This window comes from Hoeflea sp. CAU 1731 (genome assembly GCF_039888615.1).
Taxonomy (GTDB): Bacteria; Pseudomonadota; Alphaproteobacteria; order Rhizobiales; family Rhizobiaceae; genus Flavimaribacter.
The window spans coordinates 21,668-46,369 of record NZ_JBDQQS010000007.1; the positions used below are offsets into that span (position 1 = coordinate 21,668).

The window sequence follows — 24,702 nt, forward strand, 5'->3', positions numbered from 1 at the left end:
ATGCAAATATTCGTGATACTGATCCGTCTGTTCGTTTGCGCGCCATCATAGTTCTGACATCCCTCATAGGTAGTATTGAAAGGACTGCGGGAGGAAAACATGTTGCTTGAAAAGCAAAAGCGCGCCGTCAGAAGACTTTCCACCGAACGTGAAGACGTTTTCGCCTATGAGGTGGACGGCCATGTCAGCACCGGGGAACTTGACGACATCAGCCTCGAACTCGACAAGGCTTACCGGGGGTTCGACAGGATAAACCTGCTTGTGCGCATGCGCTGCTGGAACGGCGTCGACTGGACCTCCGCATTCTCCGAGACGTCCTTAATCGGGCGGCTGCGCGCGCTCAGCCACGTCGATCGCTATGCGGTCGTGGGCGGCCCCCGTCCTGGGTAGCCCTCGCCATCAGGTTCTGCCCGCAGCTCTTCAGCATGGAAGCGCGGCATCTCGACGAGACGCGCGCCGATGAAGCCTGGGCATGGGTGCATGAGGATGTCGGCAGACGCCGCGCGGCCTGATACACTGCTACGGCTTTACCTGACGATCGTCAGCCGCTCGGCGGCGCGGGTTATCGCCGTATAGAGCCAGCGTTCCCGCATATCCCGAAAGGCGAAGCTCTCGTCGAACAGAACCACCTCGTTCCATTGAGAGCCCTGCGCCTTGTGGACCGTCAGCGCGTAACCATAGTCGAAATCGTCGTAGCGCCGTTTCGTCTGCCAGGGGATGTCCGCGTCCGGATCCTCGAACTGGGCCTTCAGGAGCTTGATGCGCGCCGCGCCGCGATCCATGTCGTCATCCTCCGGCCGCACCAGGAGATTGATGCCGGGTTTAACCGTTTCCTTCGACGAGGTCATGACCTGCCAGAGCGATCCGTTAAGCAGCCCCTTGGCAGGATCATTGCGAAGGCAGACGAGCTTGTCGCCCGCCTGGGGGTGGGCGGCGTCGAAGCCTTTCAGCTCCCGCAATCTCTGATTATATCTGCGCCGCGTCCGGTTGATGCCGAGCAGCACCTGGTCGGCCTGCAGCACAAGTTCGGAAGTGACGTCGGAGCGGTGAATGACCTTGGCTGCGCCGAGGTCGCCGTAGCCGATCTCGCCTTCCTCGCGCACGCGCATGGCCAGATCGATGATCGGGTTGTCGCGCGCCTGCCTGTGTATTTCGGTCAGCAGGATATCGGGATCGTGTTCGGTGAAATAGCCGCCGCCGGAGATCGGCGGAAGCTGTCCTGGATCGCCCAGCACGAGGATCGGCGTTCCGAAGCTCATCAGATCCCGACCGAGGTCCTCGTCCACCATCGAGCATTCGTCGACGATGATCAGCGCGGCCTTGGCGACGGGGCTCTGGCGGTTCAGCGAGAACATCGGGGATACGGATGTTTTTCCGGTTTCCTCGTCTTCCACGGTTTCCTCGCCGCGGGGGCGATAGATCAGCGAATGGATGGTCTTGGCGTTGCTCGCGCCTTTCGAGCGCAGCACCTGCGCCGCCTTGCCGGTAAACGCTGCGAACTGGACGTCGCCGTCGATATGTTCTGCAAAATGCCGGGCAAGCGTCGTCTTGCCGGTGCCGGCGTAGCCAAAGAGCCGGAAGAGCGGGGAGTCGCCCCGCTTCAACCAGGATGATACGGATTTGAGAGCCTCGTCCTGCTCTTTCGAAAACTGCATGGCCTCACTTGGCTAGATTCGTTTCGGCAGGGCAAGCGCGAATGACGCGCGCACCTGCCGAGAGATGGAAAAAGCGCCGCACTCCGAAGAGCGCGACGCCTTTCACGGCGACCCGAGAGGCGCGAAACGGGTCGCCAGATGAAACTTTTTACAGGCTGTCCTGTTGTATTACGGTTACCGAACGAGATCGGTTCACATCGGCGGACGCCGCCAGACCGTATTGTTGTCGGGTGCGCGCCTTACTCCAGTCAACCATCGCGAAGCCCAATACATTCGCAGCCTTTCGCGCGGGAAATTGCTCTCTTTGGTTGTTGGAGATGAGAATATGAGGTGCTGTATAATTCAAAACAACGGACTCTGTCCGATCACCAATCATTCAAATGTAAGAAAAGATTTCAAATTCAGCCGGATTCTGCGCATTGGGTGACATTTTAGCATTTTGATTGAATGCACGACCAGTTTACGGTGTAGCGATTGCTAATACACGCAGCGGAGGAAATCACAATTCCCTGTCATACCAGACCATCTGGTGCGACGTCGCAAGCAGAGACCCGTGCTTTTCAAAAAACCTCGAGTGCTGATCGTAAAAGCCGCCGTTCGATCGCTCGCAGACGGAGTCGCACAGCACATAATCGTCTGCGACGCCCGCCAGTTCGCTCAGGCTGACATGAAAGTACGTCGTCATCGTGACGGTGGAAATGCTCGAAGCTCGCCCTGTGGCGATGAACAACCGCGGAAACGGACTGTCGCAGAGCGCCGCCAGCGACAGGTAGTCCAGCGGACGGCCGTCAGCCTCGCGGATCCACTCGAGGGAATGCGCATCCTGCTTTCCCTCGCCCATTCTGCCCTTGACGATGCGGCAGTCATAGAGCTTCGCCCATTGCACCGGCATGAAGGTTCTGCTGCCGTCGGCAGCCTCTTCAGCCGGCAATGTCTCAGGCATGCGCTGCTTCGAAAAAGCAAGGGTGCTTCGATGCGGGCCGAGTGTAACGAGCGACCGGGCGCAGAGCCGGCCGTCAGGCGTCTCGAGGTCGACGCGCCAGAACGCCGTGGTGCGCCCGGCGCGGTCGCACTGACGCCGCATAACGAGCGGCCCCTTCGGCGGCGCCTTGAGGAAATCCACCGTCATGGCCACCGGTTCGAACACTGGATCGTTGTCGGCGAGCGCCGCCTTGAGCATCAGCGCCGCCATCCAGCCGCCGAACGGCCCGATCATGTTCCAGAACCGGTCGTCGGTGTGCGACGCGTAGAGATCCTCGCCGCTGCGCTCCAGAGTCAACGTTTGATCGAGGATAAACCCGGGTTCCACGGTTGCATCCATTATTGCGTCTCCCCGTCAGGTCCGGGATCGTTTTCAAGCAGGATCGGGCTGCCGTGCGGAGTGGCGTGCGCGGCGCGCCGCCATGCCTCGGCGACCGACCCGATTTGCGATCCCGACACAATGCCTTTCGAAGCAAGCAGCTTCTCCAGAGCCGCAAGCCAGCAATCGTAATAGTCGCTGCCATCGGCTGCCGCGTCAGGGCGGCCAAGTTCCGCAGACAGCGCCTCGGCCCAGTCGCTCCAGTCCAGAAGCCCCTTTTCGTTCAGCTGGACGACCATGGCGAAGGCCTGGGCCTGCCAGGGCTCCTTAAAAGCAGGCGTGTCAGCCCCTTCATGCAAGTTCAAGATAGCTCTCCCATGCGTCGACCGACACGGACAGTCCGGCCTCGGCGCCCTCGCCCCACAAATCCTCGCCGGTGAATGTCACCGTGTAGAGCCATTGCGGCTGTTCGCCCTTGCCGTGCGCATTGGCGTCGGGAAAGACAAAACTGCCGGCGACCGCATCGATGACGCCGCGCCTGCCCTTCGCATAGCCCGGTATCCGTGTATGGCCATGCGGATTGAGGTTGCGCATGCGCACCTGCTGGCCGACCGCAAAGGCGGGGTCCGTCGTAACCGGGCGATCGCACGGGCCGCCCGCACCGAGAACCGCCGGCACGCGATCGGCTGTCAGGATATCGCGATGCGCGACGCCCTGCGCCCTACCCGTCGCCAATTCATCGCGGGTGATACAATCGTGGCGCATCAGCAGATTCTCAAGCGCCTTGATCCAGATCTCGTAATAACTCGACGCGTAATAGTCGGCCGGATGCAGCGACTCGCGCGCATGCCTGCTTTCATCAAGCGTCCAGTGACCCAACGCGCCGGCGCACAGCGTGACGCCAAGCGCCCGCTTCTCCCATGCCGCGTGAAAAACAGGCTCGTCCTGTTCCGGCGCCACCGGGCCGAAGCCCATGCGTCCGCCGAGATCGTGCGGTCCGTTCACCGTGGCGCCTCCGCAAACGCCGTTCCGATCAAGGAATCGCGCGTGACCAGATCCGCCAGTTGCTCTTGCGTCATGCCGTCCGTTTCTTCCGGCCGCATCGGCACGACGAGATAGCGCAACTCCGCAGTCGAATCCCACACGCGAATACGCACGTCTTCCGGCAAATGCGCGCCGAATTCGGCGAGCACGCTACGCGGCTCCATGACGGCGCGGGACCGGTAGGGCGGCGACTTGTACCAGACCGGCGGCAGGCCGAGCACGCTCCACGGATAACAGGAGCACAGGGTGCAGACGACGAGGTTATGCTCCTGCGGCGTATTGAACACCGCCTTCATGTGCTCGCCCTGGCGCCCATAGAATCCCATCGAGGCGATGGCAGCGGTGGCGTCCCGCTTCAGCCAGTCGCAAAACTCCGGATCGCTCCACGCGCGGGCGACGACGCGCGCGCCGTTTCGAGGTCCGACCTTGTTCTGATAGGTGTCGACGATAGCGTCGATGGCGGCCGGATCAATCAACCCCTTGTCGCTCAGAAGCGTCTCCAGCGCGCGGACGCGCGCCGTCATCGGGTCCATGTCGTTGTCGTGATCGTGGTCGTCATCGTGATCATGCGTCATGCGCCGACATTACTGCATCTTACGTGCAAGTAAATTAAAGAATGCCGTTCCGGCCGATGACGACGTCTGCGCGCCTAGCGCAACATCGGCACGAGCGTCGCGACCAGCAGCACCGCCATGACGATGTTGAACCATTTGAGGCGTTGCGGGTCGTCGAGGAAACTGCGCAGCATGGTTCCAAACCCCGCCCACAGCGAAACGCTTGGAAAATTGACGATGACGAAAGACAGCGCAACCAGCGGAACCGTGACGCCGGGATTCAGCGGGTCGGCGTAGAGGGCCATTGCGGTGATCGACATCATCCAGGCCTTCGGGTTGACCCACTGGAAAGCGGCGGCCTGCAGCAATGTGATTGGTTTCGACGCCTTGCCGGCGCTGCCCATCGTGCGGCTGCCGGCGATTTTCCAGGCAAGGTACAGCAGATAGGCGGCGCCCGCAGCCTTAAGCGCTATGCCAAGCGCCGGCAAGGCGATCAGCAGCGCGCCAAGACCGAGACCGACGCTTAAAAGCAGGCTACCGAAGCCGAGCGCAATTCCGAACATGTGCGGGATCGTGCGCACGAAACCGAAATTTACGCCCGAGGCGAGCAGCATCAGGTTGTTCGGGCCCGGCGTGACGGACGTCACGAGGGCGAACACCACCATCCAGAGGAATGTTTCCAGGGGCATCGGAAATCCGGACTATCGAAAGAGGTCAGGTGAAACGCTGGGCGCCTACATGCCGTCAGCGCCGCGGTTGAGAGCGGCGACGCCCGTGCGGCAGACCTCCACAAGACCGAGCGGCCGCATGATCGCGATAAACTGCTCGATCTTCGACACCCGGCCCGTGATCTCGAAGGTGAAATGCTCGGTATTGGCGTCGATGACCTGTGCACGAAAGGCGTCCGCGAGCCGCAGCGCCTCAACGCGGTGATCGCCCGTTCCCTTCACCTTGATCAGCGCCAGTTCGCGCTCGATCGGCTTCTCATGTCCGAATTCACGCGCCCGCAGCGTCAGATCGATGACGCGGTGAACCGGCACGATGCGCTCGAGCTGGTGCTTGATCTGCTCCAGCACGTGCGGCGTGCCGAAAGTGACGATCGTGATGCGCGAGAGGTGCTTCTCGTGTTCGGTTTCCGAGACGGTGAGGCTTTCGATATTGTAGCCGCGTCCGGAGAACAGGCCGATGACCCGGGCGAGGACGCCTGGCTCGTTGTCGACCAGCACGGAGAGCGTTCTTGTTTCTGGCTGCTCGGTCTCCTTTGCGATGAAATAGGCCGAGCCGGTAGGTTGATGTTGCGCGTTCATGTGTTTCTTTCCGAAATTCCGTTAGACCAGAGCCTTGCCTTTTTCGTCGATGACACTGCCGACGACGTCGTCGGAAGCCTCGTCGGGCAGCAGCATCTCGTTATGCGCCTTGCCGGACGGGATCATCGGGAAGCAGTTCGCCAGATTGGCGACCCGGCAGTCGAACAGCACCGGCTTGTCGACGGCGATCATCTCGTTGATGGCGTCGTCAAGGTCGCCCGGCTTGTCCGCCCTAAGTCCAACGCCACCATAGGCTTCGGCCAGCTTGACGAAGTCCGGCATCGCCTCCGTGTAGGAATGCGACAGGCGGTTGCCGTGCAGAAGCTGCTGCCACTGGCGCACCATGCCCATATACTGGTTGTTGAGGATGAAGATCTTGATCGGCGCCTCGTGCTGGACGGCCGCCGACATCTCCTGGATCGTCATCTGGACGGAGGCGTCGCCGCCGATATCGATGACGAGGCTGTCGGGATGGGCGATCTGCACCCCAAGCGCCGCCGGCAGGCCGTAGCCCATCGTGCCGAGTCCGCCCGACGTCATCCAGCGATTGGGCTCCTCGAACTTGATGAACTGGGCCGCCCACATCTGGTGCTGGCCGACTTCGGTGGTGAAGTAGACGTCCTTGTCCTTCGTCAGTTCATGCAGCCGCTCCATGGCGTATTGCGGCATGATGACGTCCTTGTTCGGCTTGTAGGCGAGCGAATTGCGCGCGCGCCAAGCATCGACCTGCGACCACCATTCGCCGAGCGCTTTCTTGTCGACCGTCGAGGCGGAGGCTCGCCACAGCCGCACCATGTCTTCCAGCACATGCGCTGCGTCGCCGATGATCGGAATGTCGACGCGAACATTCTTGTTGATCGAGGACGGGTCGATGTCGATGTGGATTTTGCGGGAGTGCGGCGAAAACGCATCGAGACGGCCGGTGATCCGGTCGTCGAAACGGGCGCCGACGCACAGCATGACGTCGCAGTCATGCATGGCCATGTTCGCCTCGTAGGTTCCGTGCATGCCGAGCATGCCCAGCCAGTTCTTGCCCGACGCCGGATAGGCGCCCAGCCCCATCAGCGTCGAGGTGATCGGAAAGTCGGTGAGCTGGACCAGTTCGCGCAGCAGGTGGCTTGCTTCCGGCCCGGCGTTGATGACGCCGCCGCCGGAATAGATGACCGGCTTGCGGGCGCTGCTCATCAGTTCGACAGCCGCACGTATCGATTCCAGATCCCCCTGAAGTTGCGGCTGGTAGCTCTTCAGGCCGCCATCGGTCGCCGGACTGACATACTCTCCGGTGGCGAACTGGATGTCTTTCGGAATGTCGACGACGACCGGACCAGGCCTGCCGGACCGGGCGATACGAAAGGCTTCGTGCAGCGTGCGCGCCAGATCGTTGACGTCGCGCACCAGCCAGTTGTGCTTGGTGCAGGGCCGCGTGATGCCGACGGTGTCGCATTCCTGGAAGGCGTCGGAGCCGATCAGGGAGGTCGGGACCTGGCCGGTGATGCAGACCATCGGAATGGAATCCATCAGCGCATCCTGAAGCGCCGTCACGATGTTGGTGGCGCCGGGACCCGACGTCACCAGCGCGACGCCGACCTTGCCGGTGGACCGGGCGTAGCCTTCGGCCGCGTGACCGGCGCCCTGTTCGTGACGGACGAGGATGTGCTTGATGTCTTCCTGCTGGAAGATCTCGTCATAGATCGGCAACACCGCGCCGCCGGGATATCCGAATACGTCCGCGACGCCATTGTCCTTCATCGCCCGAACGACCATCTCCGCCCCGGTGATCTGATTATTGTCTGCGCTCATCTCTTTGCCTGCTTTGTCTTTTCGATCCCTGCCAGACCACCGCCCGGCCATAAAAAAAGGCCCCTTCCGGAGCCTCGTTCTGCGCATGGGTGGCTGTCGCCGGACGGTTACACCGTCCTGCCCATGCGCTTCACCACCACAATAAGTGCCTTCTTCAACATGCGCGGGAACCTATCCGCAAATTTCTGACCCGTCAATCCTGCAAAACGCCTTTCGGGTCAACCGGAAACGACCGGCGGCGCGGGTTGAAAACGGGATGTTAACGTTGGGGTGCGATTCTCGCGCAACCGCCGGGAACCAGGTGCAGGAAGTGAATTCAGACCATTCGTTCAAAGAACAGCGCTCGCACCCCGATACGGCGCGTATTCTCGGCCATATCGTTGACTGCAACGGATCGCGCGCAACGATCGCCTCCACGACCGGCAGCCGCGACCAGGCGCTCGCCAAGGAATTGTCCGTCGGCAAGCTGATTACGATCAAGGTCGGAAAATCGCGCATCGTCGCCCTCGTCTACAGCATGCAATGCCCGTCGGAACTCTGGTCGGAAACCTCCGGCAACACCATGCATTTCCAGGTGGAGCTCGTCGGCGAAATCCGCGACGACGACGGCGGCGTCGTCTTCAGCGCCGGCATTTCCGACTATCCGCGCCTTGGCGATCCGGCCCACAATATCAGGGCAGAGGACCTGGACGCGATCTACTCCGTGACCGGCGTCAATCCGATCAAGATCGGGCATCTCTCCCAGAACTCCGACATCGCCGCATCGATTTCGGCCGACGCGCTGCTCAACCGGCATTTCGCGATCGTCGGCACAACCGGGGTCGGCAAGTCGACCGCCGTGTCGCTGATCGTCAACCGGGTCGTCGAGGCCTGTCCGGACCTGCGCGTTCTCATCCTCGATCCGCACAACGAATTCGCCGCCGCCTTCAAGGAAAAGGCGCATCTCATCGACACCGAGCATCTGGACCTGCCCTTCTGGCTGTTCCGGCTGGAAGAGTTCGCCGAGGTGATCTTCCGCGGCCGGCAGACGGTGGTCGAGGAAGTCGACGTACTCAGGGAGCTGATCGCCGAAGCCAAACGCGATTTCCGGGGCGCCTCCGACAGCGCCCGCGTCTACCGTCGCGCCGACCAGTCCGTGATCACGTCGGACACGCCGATCCCCTATCGCGTGGCCGACCTGCTGGCGCTGATCGACGAGCGCATCGGCCAGCTCGACCGGCGCGAGGAAAAACCCGTTCTGCGTTCCCTGAAGGTGCGCATCCAGTCGGCGATCAACGATCCGCGCTTCCGCTTCATGTTCTCCTCGAACACGATCATGGACAACATCTCGGACATCCTGCGCGATATCTTCCGCATTCCCGGCGACGGACGACCGATAACCTCCTTCCAGCTTTCCGGCATTCCATCGGAGGTGGTTAACGCCGTCGCCTCCGTTCTGTGCCGCCTCGCCTTCGAGATTGCGCTGTGGAGCAACGGCGCCATGCGCATTCTCGTCTTGTGCGAAGAGGCCCACCGCTATGTCCCGGCCGACAAGGAGCTCGGCTTCTATCCGACCCGGCAGGCCGTGGCGCGCATCGCCAAGGAAGGCCGCAAATACGGCGTGGGCCTGGGCGTCGTGACCCAGCGCCCCGGCGAACTCGACCCGACGATCCTGTCGCAATGTTCGACGGTCTTCGCCATGCGGCTTGCCAACGATCACGACCAGGAGATCATCCGTTCGGCGATCTCAAACTCGTCGAGTTCGACGACAAGCTTCCTGTCGTCCATCGGCAATGGCGAGGCAATCGCCTTCGGCGAGGCCGTGCCGGTGCCCATGCGCATGTGTTTCGAACGCCTGCGTCGGCATGATCTGCCTCGAACGTCCAGCAACGACCGCAAGAAATTCCGCGGCTCGCGCTCCAGCGACGGCCTTCCGGATATCGAGTTCATCGTCCAGCAGATGCGCCACACGGAACTGCCGATGAGCACCACCGGCATGTCGCCGGAGATGAAGGCCTCGCTGCAGCCTGCGCTCGACAGCCTGCGCCCCTTCGGCGCCGCCGACGACGAGACGGACGACGACGAGGCGCCACAGCCGGTATCACCGCCGATGTCCGTCGAACCCGAGAAAGGCGCGGCACGACCCCGCTCGAACTCCGTGCGGGATTTCACGTTCAGACCGCTCAGGCAGCGGGACTGACGCGGGATTGATGATGTGAATCTGAACGAAAATAGATATTTTCCAATAAATTCAATTATTTAAAATATTCTGGCTTTGTTTCGGGAATGTGCATTTTTCGTATCTTCAATGCTGGCCAGACCGGAAACGAGCGTCTGGCTTTGTTTCGGGATTTCGCTATTCAAGCCTGCACACTGCGCGAACCTGGCTTTGTTTCGGTAAATCGGGATTCTGGCGCTCATGCACAATCTGGCTTTGTTTCGGGAATTTGCGATTTTCACATCTTAAGACGTGTCGGACTGGAAATATGTGTCTGGCTTCGTTTCGGGATTTCGGGAATCTGATCTACTGGCTGCGGGAATCTGGCTTTGTTTCGGAAAATCGAGTTTCCATCGCTCATCAGCATTCTGGCTTTGTTTCGGGAATCTTCGTTTTTCAGGTTATTGGCACCCTGGCGGCGAAGGAAATCATGTTGTTGCAGCATAGCACAAACCGCCGTGCAATGCAGTACAAATGTTCCATTTTTGTTCTGATTGCGCTCAAATTTCGCTGATTATCCTCGTGCGGATCAGCGTCAGAGAATCATCGCAAAGGAGATGGCGCAACTGTCTGCAGGTCCGCCCGAATGACAGGCTTAGTTTACGGGGATCCAGGTGGGATCAACATTGGTCTTACAAGCGAGGTCTGGTCAGCCCTGGAACACTGGCTTGCCATCCATCCAGGTCTGCAGCACCTTGATATCCTTGATCGTGTCCGGATCCACTTTGCGTGGATCCTTGTCGAGAATCACGAAATCCGCCAGTTTGCCCGGTTCGAGGCTGCCGACCTCGTGCTCGGAACCGAGTTGCCAGGCTGCCTCCGACGTCAGCGCCCGGATGGCGGATTCGACGGAAATTCTTTCGTCGGGGGCCAAGACGTATTCCGGCTCCTTCCATGTCCGGCGGGTCACGGCCATTTCGATCATGTGTAGCGGATCAGGATCGGTGACGAAGAAATCGGACTGGATTGTGAAACCAATGCCAGCCTCTTCGACGCTGCGGCAGCGATCGAGCAGCATGGCCTTCTCCTCGCCGAACACTTCGTCGCGCATTGCGACACCCCAATAGTGGACGTGTCCGATCAGGAAGCTCGGTGAGACGCCCAGGTTCTTGATCCGCGAGATTTGGTCATCATGCAGGATCGAGCAGTGTTCGATCCGTGGCCGAAGGCCTGCGAGATCGATACCCTCGTCGTTCGCAGCCTGCAGGGCATCCAGAATATTGTCGATGGCCTTGTCGCCGTTACCGTGGATCGCCAGGGGCCAACCCTGTTTGCCCCGTTTGACGATGAAGTATTTGAGTTCCTCCGGCGTCAGGTAGGCGAGGCCGGTATCGGTCGAGTTGAGGTAAGGCTCGCGTTGCAGACCTGTAAAGCCCTGGTTGGAGCCGTCGGCTAACAACTTGAAGCCCGCCACCCGGACCAAGGCATCGCCGTCACCCGGCATTGTACCAGCTTCGTCCCACATCTCATCGACGGTGTAGATCGGATAGACTCGCATGCGGGCCGTCAATCGTCCGGAAGCCCCGGCTTCTTGATAGTTTTCCCAATCCAGTGGACCGTAAAGCCCGCCCATCGCCAGGTCGCTCAGCGTCGTCAGTCCCACTTTCGAGAAATCTTCGGTGACCTGAATGAGCGACTCGATCGGGTTGGCGGCGCTCAATGCGGGATAGTGTTCGAGAATGCGAAGAAACGCGACATTGTTCTTGATCGTACCGGAAAGGTTGCCGGATGAATCACGAACGAACTCGGCTCCCTCCGGGTTCTTGACGTCTTCGCCGATTCCGGCGGCTTTGAAGGCGGCGCGGTTGGCATAAGCCAAGTGTCCGGACGAGTTGAGCACAAAGACCGGATGGTCTGTGGACACGCTGTCCAGCTCTGCAAACGTCAGGGCTTCCGGCCCTTCCTGCAGAGACGGATCGAAATTGCGCGCAACGACCCACTCGCCCGGGGTCTTCGTTGACGCGAAATCTCGCAGATAATCGACCACCTCGGCGGTCATTGAAAAGCGGGCCACGCCGACATATTCCATCAGGCTGGCAATCAGCGATCCGGACATCATGTGCGTGTGCGGATCGATAAAGCCAGGAAGCATGACCCGCCCGTCGAGATCAATGAGTTCCGCGCCGGGTCCCGCTGCATTGCGCACCTGGTCCCTATCGCCAACTGCGAGAATTTCATTGCCACGGATCGCGATCGCCTCGGCCTCGGAGAAGTCTCCATCGACGGTCAGAATGGTCCCGCCGGTGAAGACGCGCGCCACGCGGTCCTGCGCATGCGCGGGATGAGTCCCCAGTTCGGTCGTGCAGATAAACGCGCCGCCGACCAGCGCCGCTGTACCACGGTTGAAGCTGCGTCTGGAGATGCCGAAGTGTTTGTGCGACGGACTTTCCCCGCCGCTAACCGACGCTGCCCCGGCCACCGAGCGGTTGTACTTGAGAAGCTGCGAGATGAACGGACTGCAGCACAGACAGTCGTATCTTTCGTGAGGCATGGATTTCTCCTGGTTCTGTCTGGCGGTTTAGCAGATAAGAGCCTTCCCGCGCGGTCCCGCACACATTCGCTAGACTGCACGTAAGACAAGCAGCCTAGCGACTTGGAATAGCCCCCTTGCTCAACTTGCACATAAGGCAATAATACCAGAGAGCGGCATCAGATGCTTGACCTCCATCAATAATTGCGCAGCGCTGGTGTCACTTTGATTTATCGTCCTGCGATCAGACTATGGAATGCCGATGTAGACGACGACTTGATCGTCCAGAAAACCGGCACCTAACAGTATGTGTCAGCCAATCGAATTATGCGCGCAGGCCGCGTTTTTCCTTTTTTGCAGATACTCCTCGTAGCGCTTGTCCCGGTCCGGATGTTCGCGGTCGCCCCTCTCAGCGCAATCACCTGTTGTACCGCGTCCACCCGCTTGGTAGCCTCCCGCCATCATGACGACGCCGAGAGATCTGGTTGAAAGTTTTTACGCGGACGTGTGGAATCGGCGCGATGTCGACGCGGCGCGCCGGATACTCGCGACTGATTTCCGGTTTCGCGGGTCGCTTGGGCCGGAAAAGCGAGGCGTAGACGGCTTTGTCACCTATCTCGACGCCGTGCACACGGCGCTCGGAGGGTTCACCTGTATCATCGAGGATCTGGTGGAGACCCCCGATCGCGCGGCGGCGCGGATGCTCTTCAGGGGCGTTCATCAGGCGGAGCTCTTTGGCGTTCCCGCGACCGGCAAGAAGATCGAATGGTCCGGCGCGGCCTTCTTCACGGTCCGTCAGGAACAACTCGCCGAATTGTGGGTGCTCGGCGACGTCGACCCGGTCAAACGCCAATTGGGGCCGGCCGCGACCTCGGACTTCTGATAAGCCAGACGATCCGGAACGCAAACGCTCCTGGTTTCCAGTCACGCGCGAATTCGTTTGATCGCTCGTGCCAGTTCACTACAGTCGCCCCATACGCGATCGACGGGCGCCGTTCACGCCAGGGTCGTGCGATTTCCGGACAGGAGGATGACTCGCCATGCGCATGATGCTGAAGATAAAAATCCCGCCGGAGGCCGGAAACAGGGCCGTAAAGGACGGTTCCATGACCAGAGCTTTCGAGAACCTCAAGGAAAAGTTCAAACCCGAAGCCACCTATTTCACGATGGAAGACGGCTTGAGGTGCGCCTATTTCTTCTATGAAATCGAGGAAAACTACCATCTCCTCGAACTGCATGAACCGCTGTTCAACGCCATGGGCGCGCTGATCTACGATTCACCCGTGTTGACATGGGATGATATGGCGAAGGGCTGGAAAGCGCTCGAGGAAAACTAGTCCCTGCAAGCATCAAGCCTTGAGTTGCGGCGCGACCCTTCCGGGCCGGAACTCGGTGATCGAGTATTCCGCCAACCGCTCCTTCTTGAATGGATCATCCTCCAGCAGGCGCTCCAGCGCCGACCGGCTTTGCGCCGTTGCGATGATGACGCCGCCGGTTCTCGGAACCTTTGCGCCCGAGGCGATGAAGCAACCCGAAGCATAGTACCTGTCCAGGAATTCGAGATGCGGCTCGATGTGAGGCTCGATCTCCTCGAGCGGGACAATGTAATGCAGATCCACGACAAAGAGGTTTTGTTCGTCTTGAACAAGGGGCATCGACGTCTCCCATTGGCGACCGTGTGAACGACATCCAACTGTTCACAGCGGGACGCAAAAGGCAACGTCCTCAGCCTAACTCCGCCATCGCGCCGACCGGCCAAGGATCTTGATCCCGCAGCCTGAATACAACTATAGATAGATTTATTTCAGAAGGAATTTCATTGCGATGAACCGATTGATTGGAACTGCAGGTCTATTCGCCGCCGCGCTCTTTTTCACGATGCCGGACGCCCGGGCGATCGAAACATGTGAACCTTTTCGCCTTGTCTCCAACCCTGACAAGAGACTGGTGGAACTGATCGATCATGGAGAGCCCGGAGCGAGCCACGGCGACATCCGGATCGGCTACACAACAATGCATGATGAGACAGGAAGCGAGGTCGGTTACATCCGATGGACAGTGCATGCCCTCGGCCGGAATGAGAACCTGGGCAATGCGATTATCGTGCTCGAAAACGGCCAGATTCATCTTCAGTACCTGTTCCAGCCCGCCAGGCCGCATGACGAGTCGCATTCGACCGTTCTGACGCATGGAACGGAAGGGATCGTGCTTGGCGGAACAGGAACGTTCGCACACGCCGACGGTGTTTTTGTCCTGTCCGTCGACGGGGACAGTGCAACATTCGACATGCGTCTGCACTGCGACTGACGCCGCAAGCCGCGTTCACACCGGCTTCCACTCCCAGTCGTCGCCGAACTGGTTGCGAAACCAGGTCATCTGGCGCTTGGCGTATTGCGCCGTGGCAATGACGGCGCGCTCCACCGCCTCGTCCCTTTTCATTTCGCCGGCAAGCCAGGCGGCGATCTCGCGCACGCCGATGGCGCGCATCGCCGGCAGATCCGGGGGCAGGTTCATGGCGAGAAGGGCTTGCGCCTCCTCGACGGCGCCGGCGTCCATCATCGCCTCGAAGCGGGCGCGGATACGCTGTCTCAGCGCCGCCCGGTCGGGCGAAAGAACGATCCTGCGCACAATCGGGCCTTCGAGCAGAGTCTTGCCCTTGGCCTGTTGAAAATGACCGATCGACTTGCCTGAGGCCTCATGCACTTCCAGCGCGCGGACGATCCGCTGGCTGTCCCCGGGTTTGAGCCTTGCGGCGAGATCCGGATCGCGCGCAGCGAGTTCGTGATGCAATGGGTGCGACCCCTCGGCAGCCAGCCTGTCGCGCCACCTTTGGCGGATCTTCTCTGGAATATCCGGCATTTCGGACAGTCCGCCCGTCAGCGCCTTGAAATAGAGTCCCGTGCCGCCGACAAAGATCGCCGTGCGACGCCCGCCTTCCTGCTCAGCAAGCAGCCGCGCGACATCGCGGCTCCACGCGCCCACGGAATAGCTCTGTGAGGCCGGGACATGGCCGTACAGGCGGTGCGGCGCCGCGCGCATGTCGTCTTTCGACGGCCGTGCTGTCAGAACCCGTAGCGTGTCGTAGACCTGCATGGAATCCGTGTTGACGATCACGCCGTCGAGCTCTGCGGCCAGCTCCAGCGCCAAAGAGGACTTGCCGCTGGCGGTGGGCCCCGCTATCAGAACCGCATCCATCGTCCCGCCATCTCAGGTAAATTCTTCATGCCTCTCGTTGCCACGCTTGTCGCCAATCCGTCAAATCCCGTTCTGGGCGTGGATATCGGCGCGGCTGCCAGCAAGGCCGCCGGCGCAGCCGAACCGGACTGGCTCGCAGACGGCGTCGCCTGCGATTTGCAACTGCCGGACGGCGCCGACGCGGATGCGACGCGGACGGCGCTGGAGGCGGTCCTTGGCGAGCTGCCTGTTGATATCGTCATCCGGCCGGCAGCCGACCGCCGCAAGACAATCCTGCTCGCCGATATGGACTCCACCATGATCGAGCAGGAATGCATCGACGAACTGGCTGCCGAAATCGGCATCAAGGACCATGTGGCCGACATCACGCGCCGGGCGATGAATGGCGAGATGGAGTTCGAGGCCGCCCTGAAGGAAAGGGTTGCGCTTCTGAAGGGGCTGGACAAGTCGGCGATAGACAGCGTGCTTGAAAACCGCATCACGCTGGCGCCGGGCGGGCGTGAACTCGTCGCCACGATGAAGGCGCATGGCGGCTACACCGCGCTCGTTTCGGGTGGGTTTACCGCATTTACCGCACGTGTCGCGGCGATGCTCGGCTTCGACGAGAACAGCGCGAACGTATTGCTGGAGCGCGGCGGCGTGCTGACCGGAGAGGTCGCCGAGCCGATCCTCGGACGGCAGGCCAAGGTCGACACGCTGCTTGCCCTCGCCGACCGTCTGAAACGGACGCCGCAGGACGTCATCGCCGTCGGCGACGGCGCGAACGATCTCGGCATGCTCGGTCTCGCCGGCAGCGGCGTGGCCTTGCACGCCAAGCCCGCGGTCGCCGCGCAATGCGACATCCGCATCGATCATGGCGACCTGACGGCGCTTCTCTACATCCAGGGCTATCGCAAGACGGACTTCGCCGCGCCATGACGATGATTACGCAAACGCCCCGGCTGGTCATCCGCAACTGGCGACCGGACGATCTCGACCCGTTCTGGCGGCTCAACTCGGACGAAACCGTGATGGAGTTCTTTCCGATGCGCCGCAACCGGACAGAGGCGGCCGATATAATGGCGCAGCTGACGGAGATGATCGCGACGACCGGCTACGGGTTCTTCGCGCTCGAGCAGAAAAGCGACTCGGCGCTAGTCGGCTTTGTGGGCCTTGCCCGGACCGATCTCGCGCCGGCGCTGCCGAAAGGCGCCGTGGAGGTGGGCTGGCGATTGCTGCCGGACTATTGGGGATTGGGATACGCCACGGAATCGGCGCAGCGCATGTTGCGGCTCGGTTTCGAAGAGCGCGGACTTTCGGAAATCGTGTCCTTTGCGGTGGAAAAAAACACACGCTCGACGGCCGTCATGCGGCGCCTCGGCATGACGCGCGCGCCGGACCGCGACTTCGATCATCCGCGCGTTCCCGACACCCATCCGCACCTGAAGCGCCACATGCTGCATGCGATGACGTCGGATCAGTGGCGAACGATCCGAGAGAACCGTTGATCGGCTGAAACAAGGTCAGCGCTGCGGACCTGTCCGCAAAGCCCCGGCAGGCGGCGCCTGACGCCGGATCACGTCCACTGCCGTCCGGCGTCAGGGAAATGTTTGACGCTTATATAAATTCCCCCAAGACGGGGGCTCTCCGCGCCGCGTCTGCGGCGCGGAAGACAATTTGACCGGTCGCCCCGTCACCGCATCGGGACGGTGACGAAACGCAGTTCTCCGGTTTCGTTGGCGATCATCAGCAGCGCGTTGCGGCGGCCGTCGTCCTGCAACTCCTCGATCCGGTCTTCGACCTCCTGCGGCGTCCGAACCGCCTCCTGGGCGATCTCGACGATGACGTTGCCGGGCACGATGCGCTTTTCGGCTGCGGAGGAGTCCTCGTCGACGCTGGTGATGACAACGCCTTCGACGTCCTCGGATATGCCGTACTGCTCGCGCAAGGCGTCGTCCAGGCCAGCGATATCCATGCCGAGGATGCTCACCGTTTCCGGCTCTTCGGCGGCCTCTGTCTCGGCGATCATCTTCTCGCCGTCCTCCAGGCGCCCGAGCTCGATCTGGAATGTCTTTTCCTCGCCCTTGCGAATGACGACGACGTCGACTTCCTTGCCGATCGGGCTTTCCGCCACGATGCGGGGAAGATCGCGCATCTCGTCGATGTCCTTGCCGTCGAAACGGATGATGACGTCGCCCGGCATGATGGTGCCGTTGTCGACCGGACCACCCTCGACGATGCCTGCGACGAGCGCGCCTGCGGCGCGGTCCATATCGAGACTTTCGGCGATGTCGTCGGTCACGGGCTGGATACGCACGCCGAGCCAGCCACGGCGCGTCTCACCGTATTCCATCAGCTGGGCGAGCACCGACTGGACGATGTCGGCCGGAACGGCGAAGCCGATGCCGATCGAGCCGCCGGTCGGCGAAATGATCGCGGTGTTGATGCCGATGACCTCGCCATTCTGGTTGAACAGCGGTCCGCCGGAATTGCCGCGATTTATGGCGGCGTCCGTCTGGATGAAATTGTCATATGGACCGGCGTTGATGTCGCGTTCACGCGCCGAGATGATGCCGGTGGTGACCGTGCCGCCGAGACCGAACGGGTTGCCGATCGCCATCACCCAGTCGCCGATGCGCATGGCTTCGGAATCGCCAAAAGGAACAAACGGCAGCGGTTTGCCTGCATCGACGCGCAGGAGCGCGATATCCGTCTTCGGATCGGTTCCGACCAGTTCAGCCGGCAGCTTGGAGCCGTCCGCGAAATTGACCTCGATATCGTCGGCGTCGGCGATCACGTGATTATTGGTCACGATCAGCCCGTCCGCGTCGATCACGAAGCCGGAACCCAGCGAATTGACCCTGCGTGAACGCGGCGTATTCGGCATTTCGCCGCCGCGATCACCGAAGAAGTCGTCAAAGAAATCCTCAAAGGGGGAGCCTTCAGGCACCCGGGGACGCGGCACATTGTTGTTGCCGGAAACCCGCTGGGAGGTCGAGATGTTGACCACGGAATCAAGTAATGTTTCCGCCAGATCGGCGACCGATTCCGGCCCTTGAGCGGCTGTGGCGGGCGTCACGGTGAAGGCTGTTCCCTGCACGCCGGCTGCGACGATCATCGACGCGGCGGTCACGATCCGGATGGGCTTGAAGATTTTGTCCAATGCCATTGCAGGCTCTCTCCTGGTGTTTGCAGCGCTGTCGCAGATCATAGGGCCCACGACGCCTGCTTCCAATTCACGCTAGCGCGAGTTCCGTTCGAAAATATGGAGCTCAGCCGCGTATTATCCAGACGACGAAGACTCCGAAAGCAACCGCGGCCAAACCGCAGCCGCGGAGAAGCCTGTCGTCGATATTCGGCAGTTCTTCCGCCATCCTTCGAACGAGTTGAGGGGCCAGCGCATACACCAGCCCCTCTATAACTAGGAACAGACCAAGTCCGATGATCAGATCGCTCATGCGGCCCGTTTAGTCCGTGCTCGAGGTCGTCTCCTGGCTCGGCGCCGGAGCCGGGGCGGGCGCAGCCTCGCCCGCTTCCTTGAAGAAACGGAAGAATTCCGAATCCGGCGACACGATGACCGTCGTGTCGGTGTCGGCGAGCGACTTGCGATAGGCCTCCATGGAACGGTAGAAATCGAAGAAGTTCTCGTCCTTCGAAAACGCTTCCGCGAAGATCTTGTTTCGCTCGGCGTCGCCTTCACCGCGGGTGATTTCAGAATCCCTGCGCGCTTTCGATTCCAGCTCGACCACCTGCCTGTCGGCGATGGCGCGAATGCGCTGACCCGCCTCACGTCCGCGGGCGCGGATCAGTTCGGCTTCAGCGAGACGTTCCGCCTTCATCCGGTCATAGGTCTGCTGGGAAACTTCCTGCGTCAGGTCCGTTCGGCGGATGCGCACGTCCTCGATCGTCAGGCCCAGTGATTCCGCGTCCGGCCGCAACTGATCGCGAACCTCGCGCATCATCTCGGCGCGGGCGTCGGAGAGCGCCGCCTCGAAGCCGCGCAGACCGTAGACGCGGCGCAGGGCCGAATCGAGACGGGTGCGCAACCGCTGTTCGGCGGCGACCGTGTCTCCGGACACCGTTTCGCGGAAACGCTCCGGATCGGTGATCTTGTAGACGACGAAGGCGTCGACCTCATAGAACTTGCCGCCCGAAACCTGGACGCGGATGTCGTCGAGATCGAAGCGAATGGCGCGCTTCTGGATCATCTGCACATTGTCGGCTTCGATGAAACCGAAGGGCAGCTTGAAGTAGATGCCGGGCTCCGTCTTGACCGAGCGGATCTGGCCAAACCGAAGAACGATCGCCTGCTCGCCCGCCTGCACGACGAAGAACGACGAATAGGCCAGCCCCAGAATAATGACGACGGCGATGATGATAGCGGGAAGACGATTACCCATCAGTTCGAACCTCCCTTGCTTTTCTGCTTGTACAGTTCGTTGAGCGGCAGGTAGGGCACGACCCCCTGCTCGCCGTTCTGTTCGACAATGAACTTGTTGGACGTGCGGTAGACCTCTTCCAGCGTTTCCAGAAACAGGCGCTTGCGGGTCACTTCCGGCGCGATTGCGTATTCCGTGTAGATCGCCTCGAAGCGCTGTGCTTCACCCTCGGCTTCGTTGACGACGCGGTTCTTGTAGCCGGCCGCCTCTTCCCGGATCTGCGCCGCCTCGCCGCGGGCCCGGCCAAGCTGCTGGTTGGAATACTGGTTGGCTTCCTCGACGAAACGGTCCTCGTCCTGTTCGGCGCGCTGCACCTCGTCGAAGGCGTCGGCCACTTCGCGCGGCGGCGCCGCGTCCTCGATGGAAACGGTGTTGATCGAAATGCCGGCGCCGTAGGTGTCCATGGTTTCCTGGATCGTGATCTTCACGCTGTCGGCGATCGCCTGGCGATTGTCGCGGAAGATGTCCTGGGCGGGACGCCGGCCAACGACTTCGCGCATGGCGCTCTCGGCGACCTGACGAAGCGTATCTTCCGGATTCTCGACGTCGAACAGGTAATCCTGCGGATTGGTGATCGAATAGAGAACCGAAAACTGCACGTCGACGATGTTCTGGTCGCCCGTTAGCATCAGGCTCTGGGCGGCGCCGCGCGGGGAACTGCCGCCGATATTGATCTGTTTCTCAACGATACTGACTTTTTCGACCCGTTCGATTGGCCACCAGAGGAAATGCAGGCCCGGCTGGGAAACTTCTGTTTTCGGCTTTCCGAAAAGCAGAACCACGCCGCGTTCGTCCGGCTGCACGGTGTAGATCGCTTGAAACGCCCAGAGAAGTACGAGACCGATGACTACGATGATAGCGATAAGCCCGCCGCCGGATCCGCCCGGCAGGGCGTTGCGCAACTGGTCCTGCGAGCGCCGGATGATGTCTTCAAGATCCGGCGGTTGTCCGCCGCCGCCTGTTTTTCGTGGACCGCGCGGACCCTGCCCCCACGGCCCTTGTCCGTTACCGCCACTTCCGTTCTGATTGCTCCAGGGCATGAATTCCTCTTTCCTCGCCGGGCACGGGGCCGTTCATGGCCATTCCTGTACCGGTTTTGCATTCCGTTCTTATAATTGGCCCTTCGATACGCGCGCCGACCGAGTGCGGTCAAGTTGAAATGGCAAGTGTATTTAACGGGCTATCCAGCGGTTATAGGTATCGCGACCCGCGCTTTCAACGCGCTGCCGGCCGCATCTTGCTGATTACGGGGCTTTTTTGTCGTAAATCACGTAGCGGGTGGCGAATGTGTCCTTCTCGCCCTCGCTGACCTGCTCTTCGTGGACAGGCTCCCAAATGGCCCGGTCGATCGCCGGAAAGACGGTGTCGCCATCCGGTTCACACTGCACATGGGTGATATGCAGTCGGTCGGTCAGCGGCATCGCGAGCCTGTAAATTTCACCGCCGCCTACGACGCAGATCGCATCAGCGTCGTCCGACCGGGCCCGTTCTGCGGCGACGCGGATGGCTTCCTCCAACGAGGACGCGATCGTTATGCCTTCAGGCTCGTAGTCCTTGCTGCGCGTCACCACGATGTTCAGGCGCCCTGGAAGCGGCTGACCGATCGATTCGAAGGTCTTGCGGCCCATGATCACCGGCTTGCCCAGCGTTATGGACTTGAAGCGCTTCAGATCCGTGGAAAGCCGCCACGGCATGTCGCCGTCCGCGCCGATCACGTCGTTGGCGGCGATCGCAGCCACGATCACGACGCTGACTGGCATGACGTGGGTCATACGGAAACCTTCGCGGCGATATGCGGGTGCGGGTCGTAATTTTCGAGCGTGAAATCTTCCGGCGTGAAGGAGAAAATATCCCGACGTTCCGGATTGATCCGCATGGTCGGCAGCGCCCGCGGCGCGCGGCGAAGCTGGAGCTCGGCCTTTTCCAGGTGATCGGCGTAGAGATGCGCGTCGCCCAGCGTGTGCACGAAATCACCTGGCTCCAGCCGCGTGACCTGCGCCATCATCATGGTCAGCAGCGCGTAGGAGGCGATATTGAAGGGCACGCCCAGAAAGATATCCGCCGAACGCTGGTAGAGCTGGCAGGAAAGCCGCCCGTTCGCCACATAGAACTGGAAGAGGCAGTGGCATGGCGGCAGGGCCATATCGTTGACAAGCGCCGGATTCCAGGCTGACACGATGAGCCGCCGGGAATTCGGATTGAGCTTGATCATCTCGACCACCTCGGAAATCTGGTCTATCGCCTGTCCGTCGGGCGCCGGCCAGGAGCGCCACTGATAGCCGTAGACGGGGCCGAGATCGCCGTTTTCGTCAGCCCATTCGTCCCAGATCGACACGCCTTGCTCCTTGAGCCAGGCAATGTTCGTATCGCCGCGCAGAAACCACAAGAGTTCGACGATGATCGACTTCAGATGCAGTTTCTTCGTCGTCAGGACCGGAAAGCCTTTCGCGAGATCGAACCGCATCTGGTGACCGAACACCGAGCGCGTGCCGGTGCCGGTGCGGTCGGAGCGGTCAACGCCGGTGTCGAGGACACGGCGCATGAGGTCGTGATATTGCTTCATCGTCTTGCCTGGCGCGATTCGTTTCGGTCCATCATATCGGGTTGAAGCGACTGCGGCGAGCGGTCAGCGCCGCTTGATCCACAGGTCGCGAAGCAACCCGCTTTCATTCGCTTTTACGCGCCTTACCTGTCATTCCGCGGATTATCGCGCTGGATCACCCCCCTTTTCAAACAGGCTCCGCGGCCTTATATCAGGAGTGCTGTTTCGACAGCTATGGCGATAAACGGGAGATGCAATAAACCCATCGGACCCGGGGGCAGTACCCGGCGCCTCCACCATGACAGGCCGCGCTTGACGGCCTGTGATGCTGGGGGCGACACAGGATCGACGAGGGCGTAAAGATCAACTTTTTGCTCGGCATGGTTCCGCCGTTATCGGGCCGTTACAATAGTTGCAAACGACAACTATGCGGAAGCACGTCTCGCCGCTTAATGCGGTGCGACAGCTTCAAATAAACTCCTGACGGTTCGCACCGTCAGGCGGGGTTCGGAGGCACCTGGCAACAGAAGCCTCCACTAAATCCCCTGAGAAAACGCCAAACCGGGCGTCATCCTCGTGCGTATCACTCCGACGTTTGGGCGATTGGCTTCCAGGCTGTGCGATCGATGTCGAGATCGGTGTAGTCGTCCGGATTAAGGACCGGCCGATCGATCCCCGACGCCAGCTGCTGCCGGAAATCCCTGAGTATTCGCAGACAGATCGGCATCAACATCATCATGGCGACGAGGTTCACAATCGCCAGGATTCCCATCATCGGATCCGAGAAGAAGAACACGGATGTCGCGGCCGGCGCGGCGGCGCCGACGAAAATGATGGCGATCAGCACGGTGATGAATATGCCGAGGACGACGAGAAGCGGTTGCAGCGACCATCCCCAGGTCAGATCGCCGATGACAACGAAGAACTCCTCAAGAAACGCCATGCTGAATCTTCTTTTCGAGTAAAGGCAATCTGAACACGCAGTCACATACTTTACATATTAAACACGCCCAAAGTAATCGCACTAGCCGTAAACGGCTTATGCGCAACGAACCTGATCGAGCCCGGCTTGCAGGCGCCGCCGGATCTTCTGTTCCACAGGTTCGGAATCCTTCTCTTTGATTTCGCCCCTATCCTTAGTAAAATATGAATGATAACCCGAACACATTGTTGCCCGAAAACCGGAACACCTGTACCAAGGCAATGAGTGAATCGAGGCGGAGTCCGGCAGTGCAAGACCACATCAGATATGACATTCTCGCCCAGGACGCGCTCAGAAGCGTCATTCGCAAGGTGCTGTCTGAAGTCGCCTCCACCGGCGCCCTGCCCGGCGAGCATCATTTCTTCATCACTTTTATGACGAATGCGCCCGGCGTGCGCATCTCCAGCCATCTGCGCGAAAAATACGCCGAGCAGATGACCATCGTTGTCCAGCACCAGTTCTGGGACCTGAAGGTCACGGAAAGCCATTTCGAGATCGGCCTGTCCTTTTCCGACAAACCCGAAAAACTGCACATCCCGTTTGCGGCCGTCCGGGGGTTCTACGACCCTTCCGTCAATTTCGAACTCGAATTCGACACCATGATCGCCGACAACGAAGACAGCCCCGCCGTTGGACTTGTGTCGCCGGAGCACTCCGAAATCTCGCGTGATCCGGTCAATTCCGACGAAGAAGGCGCCGAGGTTCCCGACGACGCGGACACCGAAGCCGCAGACGCCTATGAGGAACTGACGGAAGACGAGAGCGAGAAGGCCGGCGCGGACGTCGTGTCGCTGGACGCCTTCCGCAAGAAGAACTAGGGCCATGACCTCAAACGTCGTCAATCTGCGTCAGGCAAGAAAACGCAAGGCGCGCGACGAGAACGACCGTCAGGCCGAAGCCAATCGCGTCGCCTTCGGGCGAACCAAGGCGGAAAAAACCACGACCCGCGCCGAAAACCTGAAATCGCTTCGCGACCAGGAGCAGAAACGGCTCGAAAAATCGCCGCGAGACAGTGATTGATCCGCAAGCGCTCCATCACCATTCGCGGACATCGCACAAGCCTGTCGCTTGAAGATCAGTTCTGGGACGCGCTTCAGCATATTGCGGCGGAGCGGCGCCTGGCGATGGCGGCGCTGGTTACGGAAATCGACGAACAGCGAAACGTGGACGACAATCTGTCGTCGGCGGCCCGGATCTACGTTCTGGAGTGGTTTCGCAAGGACGACTGACAGATTGAC

Annotated in this window: 29 protein-coding genes and 1 other RNA gene; 12 read left to right on the forward strand and 18 right to left on the reverse strand. The window is 60.7% G+C overall.

What is annotated here, in order from left to right; translation table 11 throughout:
• Positions 1-99 precede the first annotated feature (99 nt).
• Positions 100-390, forward strand: coding sequence for a SpoIIAA family protein (locus AAFN47_RS12705; protein ID WP_499809608.1), 291 nt, complete (start codon positions 100-102; stop codon positions 388-390).
• A gap of 137 nt (positions 391-527) precedes the next feature.
• On the opposite strand, the gene AAFN47_RS12710 is transcribed toward AAFN47_RS12705, so the two are convergent.
• The 8 genes from AAFN47_RS12710 to AAFN47_RS12745 form a co-directional block, all read right to left on the reverse strand.
• A complete protein-coding gene (locus AAFN47_RS12710) occupies positions 528-1,655 on the reverse strand; it encodes an ATP-dependent DNA helicase (RefSeq protein WP_499809609.1) in 1,128 nt (375 codons plus the stop codon).
• Between the two features lie 499 nt (positions 1,656-2,154).
• A complete protein-coding gene (locus AAFN47_RS12715; RefSeq protein ID WP_499809610.1) occupies positions 2,155-2,976 on the reverse strand; it encodes a thioesterase family protein in 822 nt (273 codons plus the stop codon).
• Positions 2,976-3,320, reverse strand: coding sequence for a nitrile hydratase accessory protein (locus AAFN47_RS12720; RefSeq protein ID WP_499809611.1), 345 nt, complete (start codon positions 3,318-3,320; stop codon positions 2,976-2,978). The genes AAFN47_RS12715 and AAFN47_RS12720 overlap by 1 nt, the downstream gene beginning before the upstream one ends.
• On the reverse strand, positions 3,307-3,960 hold the full coding sequence (gene nthB / locus AAFN47_RS12725) for a nitrile hydratase subunit beta (protein WP_499809612.1): 654 nt from the start codon (positions 3,958-3,960) through the stop codon (positions 3,307-3,309). Before nthB ends, AAFN47_RS12720 begins: the two co-directional genes overlap by 14 nt.
• Positions 3,957-4,574, reverse strand: coding sequence for a nitrile hydratase subunit alpha (gene nthA, locus AAFN47_RS12730; protein WP_499809613.1), 618 nt, complete (start codon positions 4,572-4,574; stop codon positions 3,957-3,959). Before nthA ends, nthB begins: the two co-directional genes overlap by 4 nt.
• Positions 4,575-4,648: 74 nt before the next feature.
• A complete protein-coding gene (locus tag AAFN47_RS12735) occupies positions 4,649-5,242 on the reverse strand; it encodes a LysE family translocator (protein ID WP_499809614.1) in 594 nt (197 codons plus the stop codon).
• A gap of 45 nt (positions 5,243-5,287) precedes the next feature.
• Positions 5,288-5,860, reverse strand: coding sequence for an acetolactate synthase small subunit (gene ilvN / locus AAFN47_RS12740; RefSeq protein ID WP_499809615.1), 573 nt, complete (start codon positions 5,858-5,860; stop codon positions 5,288-5,290).
• A gap of 21 nt (positions 5,861-5,881) precedes the next feature.
• On the reverse strand, positions 5,882-7,660 hold the full coding sequence (locus AAFN47_RS12745; protein ID WP_499809616.1) for an acetolactate synthase 3 large subunit: 1,779 nt from the start codon (positions 7,658-7,660) through the stop codon (positions 5,882-5,884).
• Positions 7,661-7,970: 310 nt separating this feature from the next.
• Between AAFN47_RS12745 and AAFN47_RS12750 the strand changes: the two genes are divergently transcribed.
• Both AAFN47_RS12750 and AAFN47_RS12755 read left to right on the forward strand, forming a co-directional pair.
• Entirely contained in the window at positions 7,971-9,839 is a 1,869-nt protein-coding gene (locus AAFN47_RS12750; RefSeq protein WP_499809617.1) for an ATP-binding protein, read from the forward strand.
• 286 nt (positions 9,840-10,125) lie between these two features.
• Positions 10,126-10,371, forward strand: coding sequence for a hypothetical protein (locus tag AAFN47_RS12755; protein WP_499809618.1), 246 nt, complete (start codon positions 10,126-10,128; stop codon positions 10,369-10,371).
• Between the two features lie 135 nt (positions 10,372-10,506).
• Here the strand turns inward: AAFN47_RS12755 and AAFN47_RS12760 are convergent, their stop codons facing one another.
• The gene (locus tag AAFN47_RS12760; protein WP_499809619.1) at positions 10,507-12,348 is read right to left on the reverse strand and encodes an amidohydrolase; all 1,842 of its coding nucleotides are present in this window, start codon (positions 12,346-12,348) and stop codon (positions 10,507-10,509) included.
• Positions 12,349-12,790: 442 nt separating this feature from the next.
• On the opposite strand from AAFN47_RS12760, the gene AAFN47_RS12765 reads away from it, so the two are divergent.
• Both AAFN47_RS12765 and AAFN47_RS12770 read left to right on the forward strand, forming a co-directional pair.
• The gene (locus tag AAFN47_RS12765; RefSeq protein WP_499809620.1) at positions 12,791-13,210 is read left to right on the forward strand and encodes an ester cyclase; all 420 of its coding nucleotides are present in this window, start codon (positions 12,791-12,793) and stop codon (positions 13,208-13,210) included.
• A 157-nt stretch (positions 13,211-13,367) separates the two neighbouring features.
• A complete protein-coding gene (locus AAFN47_RS12770; RefSeq protein ID WP_499809621.1) occupies positions 13,368-13,664 on the forward strand; it encodes a hypothetical protein in 297 nt (98 codons plus the stop codon).
• A 12-nt stretch (positions 13,665-13,676) separates the two neighbouring features.
• Here the strand turns inward: AAFN47_RS12770 and AAFN47_RS12775 are convergent, their stop codons facing one another.
• A complete protein-coding gene (locus tag AAFN47_RS12775; protein WP_499809622.1) occupies positions 13,677-13,982 on the reverse strand; it encodes a YciI family protein in 306 nt (101 codons plus the stop codon).
• Between the two features lie 169 nt (positions 13,983-14,151).
• Here AAFN47_RS12775 and AAFN47_RS12780 point away from each other — a divergent pair, with 169 nt between their 5' ends.
• Positions 14,152-14,634, forward strand: coding sequence for a hypothetical protein (locus AAFN47_RS12780; protein WP_499809623.1), 483 nt, complete (start codon positions 14,152-14,154; stop codon positions 14,632-14,634).
• 15 nt (positions 14,635-14,649) lie between these two features.
• Here AAFN47_RS12780 and miaA read toward each other — a convergent pair whose 3' ends face one another.
• Positions 14,650-15,522 (reverse strand): tRNA (adenosine(37)-N6)-dimethylallyltransferase MiaA, encoded by an 873-nt coding sequence (gene miaA, locus AAFN47_RS12785; protein ID WP_499809624.1) that lies wholly within the window; start codon positions 15,520-15,522, stop codon positions 14,650-14,652.
• Between the two features lie 27 nt (positions 15,523-15,549).
• Between miaA and serB the strand changes: the two genes are divergently transcribed.
• A complete protein-coding gene (serB, locus tag AAFN47_RS12790; RefSeq protein WP_499809625.1) occupies positions 15,550-16,440 on the forward strand; it encodes a phosphoserine phosphatase SerB in 891 nt (296 codons plus the stop codon).
• Positions 16,437-17,009: a GNAT family N-acetyltransferase gene (locus AAFN47_RS12795; RefSeq protein WP_499809626.1), complete on the forward strand. Its 573-nt coding sequence runs from the start codon at positions 16,437-16,439 to the stop codon at positions 17,007-17,009. Before serB ends, AAFN47_RS12795 begins: the two co-directional genes overlap by 4 nt.
• Positions 17,010-17,194: 185 nt before the next feature.
• Here the strand turns inward: AAFN47_RS12795 and AAFN47_RS12800 are convergent, their stop codons facing one another.
• From AAFN47_RS12800 to AAFN47_RS12825, 6 genes are all read right to left on the reverse strand, one after another.
• Entirely contained in the window at positions 17,195-18,670 is a 1,476-nt protein-coding gene (locus AAFN47_RS12800) for a Do family serine endopeptidase (protein WP_499809627.1), read from the reverse strand.
• A 103-nt stretch (positions 18,671-18,773) separates the two neighbouring features.
• On the reverse strand, positions 18,774-18,959 hold the full coding sequence (locus tag AAFN47_RS12805) for a DUF2065 domain-containing protein (RefSeq protein WP_499809628.1): 186 nt from the start codon (positions 18,957-18,959) through the stop codon (positions 18,774-18,776).
• Positions 18,960-18,968: 9 nt separating this feature from the next.
• The gene (gene hflC, locus AAFN47_RS12810) at positions 18,969-19,901 is read right to left on the reverse strand and encodes a protease modulator HflC (protein WP_499809629.1); all 933 of its coding nucleotides are present in this window, start codon (positions 19,899-19,901) and stop codon (positions 18,969-18,971) included.
• Complete coding sequence (gene hflK / locus AAFN47_RS12815; protein WP_499809630.1) at positions 19,901-20,980, reverse strand: FtsH protease activity modulator HflK; 1,080 nt, start codon at positions 20,978-20,980, stop codon at positions 19,901-19,903. Before hflK ends, hflC begins: the two co-directional genes overlap by 1 nt.
• Before the next feature lie 204 nt (positions 20,981-21,184).
• Entirely contained in the window at positions 21,185-21,712 is a 528-nt protein-coding gene (locus AAFN47_RS12820) for a dihydrofolate reductase (RefSeq protein ID WP_499809631.1), read from the reverse strand.
• A complete protein-coding gene (locus AAFN47_RS12825) occupies positions 21,709-22,503 on the reverse strand; it encodes a thymidylate synthase (RefSeq protein ID WP_499809632.1) in 795 nt (264 codons plus the stop codon). The genes AAFN47_RS12820 and AAFN47_RS12825 overlap by 4 nt, the downstream gene beginning before the upstream one ends.
• Positions 22,504-22,662: 159 nt before the next feature.
• On the opposite strand from AAFN47_RS12825, the gene ssrA reads away from it, so the two are divergent.
• Positions 22,663-23,020: a transfer-messenger RNA gene (gene ssrA, locus AAFN47_RS12830) on the forward strand.
• A 45-nt stretch (positions 23,021-23,065) separates the two neighbouring features.
• On the opposite strand, the gene AAFN47_RS12835 is transcribed toward ssrA, so the two are convergent.
• Positions 23,066-23,425, reverse strand: coding sequence for an alanine:cation symporter family protein (locus AAFN47_RS12835; RefSeq protein ID WP_499809633.1), 360 nt, complete (start codon positions 23,423-23,425; stop codon positions 23,066-23,068).
• A 260-nt stretch (positions 23,426-23,685) separates the two neighbouring features.
• Here AAFN47_RS12835 and AAFN47_RS12840 point away from each other — a divergent pair, with 260 nt between their 5' ends.
• Genes AAFN47_RS12840 through AAFN47_RS12850 form a run of 3 tightly spaced genes read left to right on the forward strand, consistent with a single transcriptional unit; the run spans position 23,686 to position 24,693 of the window.
• A complete protein-coding gene (locus tag AAFN47_RS12840; RefSeq protein WP_499809634.1) occupies positions 23,686-24,282 on the forward strand; it encodes an SspB family protein in 597 nt (198 codons plus the stop codon).
• 4 nt (positions 24,283-24,286) lie between these two features.
• Positions 24,287-24,484 (forward strand): DUF4169 family protein, encoded by a 198-nt coding sequence (locus AAFN47_RS12845; RefSeq protein ID WP_499809635.1) that lies wholly within the window; start codon positions 24,287-24,289, stop codon positions 24,482-24,484.
• Positions 24,481-24,693 carry a ribbon-helix-helix domain-containing protein gene (locus AAFN47_RS12850; RefSeq protein ID WP_499809636.1) on the forward strand — a complete coding sequence of 71 codons (213 nt, stop codon included), beginning with the start codon at positions 24,481-24,483 and terminating at the stop codon, positions 24,691-24,693. The genes AAFN47_RS12845 and AAFN47_RS12850 overlap by 4 nt, the downstream gene beginning before the upstream one ends.
• Positions 24,694-24,702 lie beyond the last annotated feature (9 nt).